This window comes from Arsukibacterium sp., from assembly GCF_036735525.1.
In the GTDB taxonomy this organism is placed as follows: domain Bacteria; phylum Pseudomonadota; class Gammaproteobacteria; order Enterobacterales; family Alteromonadaceae; genus Alishewanella.
The window spans coordinates 1-5,619 of record NZ_DAINOE010000123.1 but is presented as its reverse complement, the minus strand read 5'-3'; the positions used below and the strand labels follow the sequence as shown (position 1 = coordinate 5,619).

The following is a 5,619-nucleotide window of genomic DNA, read 5'->3' as shown; positions in this document are numbered from 1 at the left end:
TTGGGCGAACGCCGCGCCAGCGCATAGCACCAGCTTTACCGTATTGACGTAACATGTGCTCGGCATTACCGATTTCACCGATAGTCGCGCGACAATCTGATGATACTTTACGCACTTCACCACTGCGCAGACGTAAAGTGACATTGTCACCATCACGTGCCAGGATTTGTACAAAAGCACCGGCTGAGCGAGCCAATTGGCCGCCTTTACCTGGTTTCATTTCGATATTGTGAACCACCTGACCTACTGGGATATTCCGCAGAGGTAAAGTGTTACCCGCTTTAATAGGCGAGTCCATACCAGAAACCACAGTGTCACCAGCTTTCAGGCCTTTAGGGGCCAGAATATAACGACGCTCACCATCTGCATACAGCACTAAAGCGATATTTGCAGTACGGTTCGGATCGTATTCTAAACGCTCAACCTTGGCCGGAATACCGTCCTTAGTACGTTTAAAATCGACAACACGGTAATGTTGCTTATGACCACCACCGATATGACGGGTAGTGATACGACCATTGTTGTTACGACCACCAGTTTTAACTTTCTTCTCTAACAAAGGAGCATAAGGCTTGCCTTTGTACAGGTCAGGGTTAACCACTTTTAATACGTGGCGACGACCTGGTGACGTAGGTTTACACTTAACAAGTGCCATTTCCTAACTCCTCTTCTTACTCAGCGCCGCCAACGAAATCGATTTCGCTGCCTTCTTTAAGAGTCACGTAAGCTTTTTTCCAATCGCTACGCTTGCCCATACGCGCACCAGTGCGCTTGGTCTTACCCTTAACATTAACAGTGCGAACACCCACTACTTCTGTTTCAAACAGTTTTTCTACAGCAGCTTTAATATCGGCTTTAGTAGAGGTAGTAGATACCTTGAAAACGATAGTGTTGTTGTTCTCTGCCGCATTAGTTGCTTTTTCAGAAACATGCGGAGCCAGAATCACTTTCAGTAAACGTTCTTCACGGATCATGCTAACAGCTCCTCAAGTTGCTTAACTGCAGCAGCAGTCATTAACACTTTGTCGAATGCGATTAAGCTGACCGGGTCGATACCGTGTACGTCACGAACGTCAACCTTGTACAGGTTACGTGCAGATAAGAACAGGTTCTCATCAACTTCGTTAGTCACAATTAATACGTCTTTCAGATCCATTGCCTTTAATTTGGCAGATAAATCTTTAGTTTTCGGGGTTTCAACTGCAAAGTTTTCCACCACGATTAACCGGTCCTGACGCACTAACTCAGACAAAATGCTTCTGATCGCACCGCGATACATTTTGCGGTTTACTTTTTGGCTGTGATCTTGTGGCTTAGCCGCAAACGTCACACCGCCTCCGCGCCAGATTGGGCTGCGGATTGTACCAGCACGGGCACGGCCTGTACCCTTCTGGCGCCATGGCTTCTTGCCGCCACCGCGAACTTCTGAACGCGTTAACTGCGCACGGGTACCCTGACGGGCGCCAGCTGCATAAGCAACGACAACCTGGTGTACCAGAGCTTCGTTAAACTCACGTCCAAAGGTAGCTTCGGAAACTTCAAGAGCGCCTTGAGCGTCTCGTAATGCTAATTCCATCACTTATCTCCTCAGACGTTAGCTTTTAACAGCTGGTTTAACGATCACGTCACCGCCGATAGCACCAGGCACTGCGCCTTTTACTAACAGGATGTTACGCTCAGCGTCTACACGAACCACTTCCAGTGACTGCACGGTTACGCGCTCTGCACCTAAGTGACCAGCCATTTTTTTACCTTTGAATACTTTACCTGGTGATTGGTTTTGACCAATAGAACCTGGTGCACGGTGTGACAAAGAGTTACCGTGAGTAGCATCCTGAGTACGGAAATTCCAGCGCTTAACAGCACCAGCAAAACCCTTACCTTTTGATGTGCCTGACACATCCACTTTTTTCGTTTCTGCGAAAATTTCGACAGTAATCTCGCTGCCAACAGTAATGTCAGCACCTTCGTTGTCTTGCAGGCGGAATTCCCACAGACCACGACCAGCATCAACACCTACTTTTGCAAAGTGACCCGCTTCTGGCTTGTTCAGGCGGCTTGCCTTAACAGTGCCAGCGGTTACTTGCAGCGCGCTATAGCCTTCAACGTCTTGCGTTTTAACAGCAGTAACGCGGTTTGGTGTTGCTTCGATTACGGTTACTGGGATAGATACGCCATCTTCTGTGAAGATGCGAGTCATGCCCACTTTACGACCGATAAGACCGATAGCCATTTCCTAAACCTCTCTAAAAACCTGTCTGATTAGCCCAGGCTGATTTGAACGTCAACGCCAGCAGGCAGATCTAAACGCATCAGCGCATCAACTGTTTTTTCAGTTGGTTCAACGATGTCGATTAAACGCTTGTGGGTACGGATTTCGTACTGGTCACGCGCATCTTTATTGACGTGAGGAGAAATCAGAACGGTGAAACGTTCCTGACGAGTTGGCAGTGGAATTGGACCACGAACCTGAGCGCCAGTACGCTTAGCAGTATCTACGATTTCCATAGTTGACTGATCGATCAAACGGTGATCGAACGCTTTCAGACGGATGCGTATCCTTTGATTACTCATGTATCAAAGCCTCAAAGAGCAAAAAGAGCAAAAATAAACATAAGCCATAACCCATGTTGGGTATGCCTATGCACCAAAGTACCAGTTGCTCCCCAATCGGGAGCATTGTCAGCGTTAACCACTTGCTAAGCCGGGTTAACGTGCCAGTCAGAATTGTATCGACTGGCCGCGCATTATACTGAAATCAACCAATAACGCAAGCCTTGGTTATAAATTGCACTACAAAATATCATTCAGCTCAAAGCCAATACCAAAACGGGTTACTGAGCGGTCATAGTCAATCATGCTTTCGCCATAACCACTGAATAACTCGACATACAAGCGTATATGCTGATTAAAGGGACGCGAATAGGACAGGCGAACTGCACCCTTATTATCGCTGCGCAAATTATTACGCAGCATCATGCGCCAGGTCGCTTCATCTTGCTTATAGGCTGCTGATAATTCAAACCAACCCATATATTTGGTAATGTCGGGGTTATCATCCCCTTTAGGGTCTTCAGGTGAGCTTTTAGGTGATTCACTAAAGCGGTACCAGGGCTCAAAATTAATAAACACATTGCCGACTGAGGTAACCCAACTGAGTTTTAAGCGATTCCAACTACGTGACAGCTCGCCGGCCCGGCCATTAGACTGATGCGACAAACTTAAACTGAGGATGCGGCTGGCCGCTTCTTCATAGTTGCGGTAATGCGGTAACATCAATATTAGTTCAGGCTCGTAATTGGTTTCCCGAAACGGTGAAGATACCTCACTGTTATATGCCTGCCAGAAAGCTTGTTGGGTAAAAGCAAAAAACAGATAACCGTTGTCTTTATAAATTCTGGTCCACAACGGGGTTTTTAGACTTAATTGGAATTTCGCCTCAATGTTATCAGACGCAGCACTGACACCATCACGATTTAAGGTGCCGGCTATGCCATCAACGTAAGTCAATGGCATCAGATAATTATTTTTATGCGGTATTAGCGAAAAAGGGCGATAGGCATCCCATTCTTCAGCCTTCATGCGTTTATCCAGAGCATCTGCCGCTTCAACAGTAACACTGCAACACAGCAATACCAACAGCCCGGCATAACGCATCAGTCTCATAGCCACTCCCGCTTAAAATTGTTGCTCACTTAAATTAAATAACGAAGAACTGTCACCGCTGAGTTGCGCTATCAGGCCGGCAGTTTTGGGTAAAACTTTATGCTGGTACCACTTCGCCGTCAGTTGTTTACTGGCAATAAAGTCTGCACTGTGTTTATCAGCATCTAAGGCTACCAAATTTTTATACCACATATAGCCATACAATACATAGGACACTAATGCCAGAAAGTCGCATGCGGCAGCACTTTGCTCGGCCTGCGACTGCTGTAGCAGTTGCTGTGTCAATTGCTGTAATTGCTCAATTTTTTGCTGCAGCGCTGCACTAATTGCATTAGGTTGCTGGCCAATTTGCTGGCTAATGTCAGTTAATAATGAACATAACACAGCGCCATTATCTGCTGCGACTTTGCGCAACATAAAATCGGCAGCTTGAATACCATTAGTACCTTCATAGATTTGTGCAATACGAACATCGCGCACCAATTGCTCCATGCCCCACTCTTTTACATAGCCATGACCACCAAATACTTGCTGTGCACTGACACAGGCTTCAAAACCTTGATCCGTCATAAAGGCTTTAGTGATCGGCGTTAACAGGTTGGCTCGCTGTGCAGATAGCTCGCATTCATCGTACTTAGCCCGGTCTAATAAACTCGCCACCCAGGTAGCGAAACTACGTCCCGCCTCATTTATGGCTTTAATATTCAGCAGCATGCGTCGAACATCGGCATGTACCAATATCGGCTCTGCTTTAGACGGATCTTTAAGGGTAACTCTGCCCTGCAAGCGCTCTTTGGAGTAAGCCAGCGCATTTTGGTATGCGCGCTCAGCAGCGCCTAAGCCCTGGCTGCCCATAGATAGCCGCTCATAATTCATCATAGTAAACATGCAACTTAAACCACGATGCGGCTGGCCAATTAAAAAGCCTTTAGCATTATCAAAATTTAGCACACAGGTAGCCGAACCATTAATACCCATTTTGTGTTCAATAGAGCCAACACTGACGTTGTTGCGCTCGGCTGGCTCACCGCTGTTATCCAGCAGAAATTTTGGCACCAAAAATAATGATATGCCACGACTGCCGGCTGGGGCATCCGGCAGCTTAGCCAATACCAGATGAATGATATTTGAAGTCAGTTCGTGCTCGCCAGCAGTAATGAATATCTTTGAGCCATTAAGGGCATAACTGCCATCATCATTCGCCTTGGCAGTGGTACGCATAATGCCCAGATCTGAACCGGCATGTGATTCGGTTAAGCACATAGTGCCAGACCATTCGCCGCTATACAGCTTTGGCAGATAAGTTTGCTTTGTTGCTTCATCGGCATGTTGCAGCAAAGCGACACAGGCGCCTGCAGTTAAGCCAGGATAAAGGGAAAAGGCGATATCGGCGCTACACATCATTTCATCGACCATCATTGATAAGGCTTTTGGCATACCCATACCGCCATATCGCGGATCGCCGCTTAAGCCTGTCCAGCCTCCGTCAACCAGGCTTTGGTAGGCTGTATGGTAATGCTCAGGCAAGCTAACCTTGCCGTCAGCTAGTTGCGCACCGCGTTGATCCGCTTCAGCTGCAAAAGGGGCAATTTGCTGTTCGCAGATTTTTGCTGCTTCTTCCAATATCGCTTTAGCAGTATCAGTTTCTATCAGTTCCTGTAGCTGACTATTACTTTGCCAGTAGCTATCCAGTTGCCATACATCAAACAGATTAAACGTCATATCATTTATAGGGGCTTGATAGCTACTCATAGTTAACTCCTCACTGGACGGATGAGTTAGCAATATCGCACAACAATGGGTTCCAGACAAGGCATTCAAACAGCTGTTTGAATTTTATTTAAGTATAAAAAAAGGCTCCACAGGGGAGCCTTCTTTACATTACCGCTTGTTAAAAATTAAGCGATGATTTTAGATACTACACCAGCACCTACAGTACGGCCGCCTTCACGG

Annotated in this window: 7 protein-coding genes; all 7 read right to left on the bottom strand. The window is 46.7% G+C overall.

Annotation, left to right across the window (positions count from 1 at the left end; genetic code table 11):
• A partial coding sequence (gene rplB / locus V7D78_RS15760) for a 50S ribosomal protein L2 (RefSeq protein WP_333609415.1) occupies nt 1–655 on the bottom strand: 655 nt, incomplete at its 3' end.
• A gap of 16 nt (nt 656–671) precedes the next feature.
• A complete protein-coding gene (rplW, locus tag V7D78_RS15755) occupies nt 672–974 on the bottom strand; it encodes a 50S ribosomal protein L23 (protein WP_019677718.1) in 303 nt (100 codons plus the stop codon).
• Nucleotides 971–1,576, bottom strand: coding sequence for a 50S ribosomal protein L4 (gene rplD / locus V7D78_RS15750; RefSeq protein WP_333609414.1), 606 nt, complete (start codon nt 1,574–1,576; stop codon nt 971–973). The genes rplW and rplD overlap by 4 nt, the downstream gene beginning before the upstream one ends.
• Before the next feature lie 18 nt (nt 1,577–1,594).
• Nucleotides 1,595–2,233: a 50S ribosomal protein L3 gene (gene rplC / locus V7D78_RS15745; RefSeq protein WP_333609413.1), complete on the bottom strand. Its 639-nt coding sequence runs from the start codon at nt 2,231–2,233 to the stop codon at nt 1,595–1,597.
• A 29-nt stretch (nt 2,234–2,262) separates the two neighbouring features.
• Complete coding sequence (gene rpsJ, locus V7D78_RS15740; RefSeq protein WP_008899121.1) at nt 2,263–2,574, bottom strand: 30S ribosomal protein S10; 312 nt, start codon at nt 2,572–2,574, stop codon at nt 2,263–2,265.
• A 219-nt stretch (nt 2,575–2,793) separates the two neighbouring features.
• Nucleotides 2,794–3,666 (bottom strand): phospholipase A, encoded by an 873-nt coding sequence (locus V7D78_RS15735; RefSeq protein ID WP_333609412.1) that lies wholly within the window; start codon nt 3,664–3,666, stop codon nt 2,794–2,796.
• Between the two features lie 12 nt (nt 3,667–3,678).
• Complete coding sequence (locus V7D78_RS15730) at nt 3,679–5,418, bottom strand: acyl-CoA dehydrogenase (protein ID WP_333609411.1); 1,740 nt, start codon at nt 5,416–5,418, stop codon at nt 3,679–3,681.
• Nucleotides 5,419–5,619 lie beyond the last annotated feature (201 nt).

Coding starts and splice junctions, on each gene's coding strand:
- rpsJ (WP_008899121.1), bottom strand. CDS start 2,574: ATGAGTAATCAAAGGATACGCATCCGTCTGAAAGCGTTCGATCACCGT.
- rplD (WP_333609414.1), bottom strand. CDS start 1,576: ATGGAATTAGCATTACGAGACGCTCAAGGCGCTCTTGAAGTTTCCGAA.
- rplC (WP_333609413.1), bottom strand. CDS start 2,233: ATGGCTATCGGTCTTATCGGTCGTAAAGTGGGCATGACTCGCATCTTC.
- V7D78_RS15730 (WP_333609411.1), bottom strand. CDS start 5,418: ATGAGTAGCTATCAAGCCCCTATAAATGATATGACGTTTAATCTGTTT.
- V7D78_RS15735 (WP_333609412.1), bottom strand. CDS start 3,666: ATGAGACTGATGCGTTATGCCGGGCTGTTGGTATTGCTGTGTTGCAGT.
- rplW (WP_019677718.1), bottom strand. CDS start 974: ATGATCCGTGAAGAACGTTTACTGAAAGTGATTCTGGCTCCGCATGTT.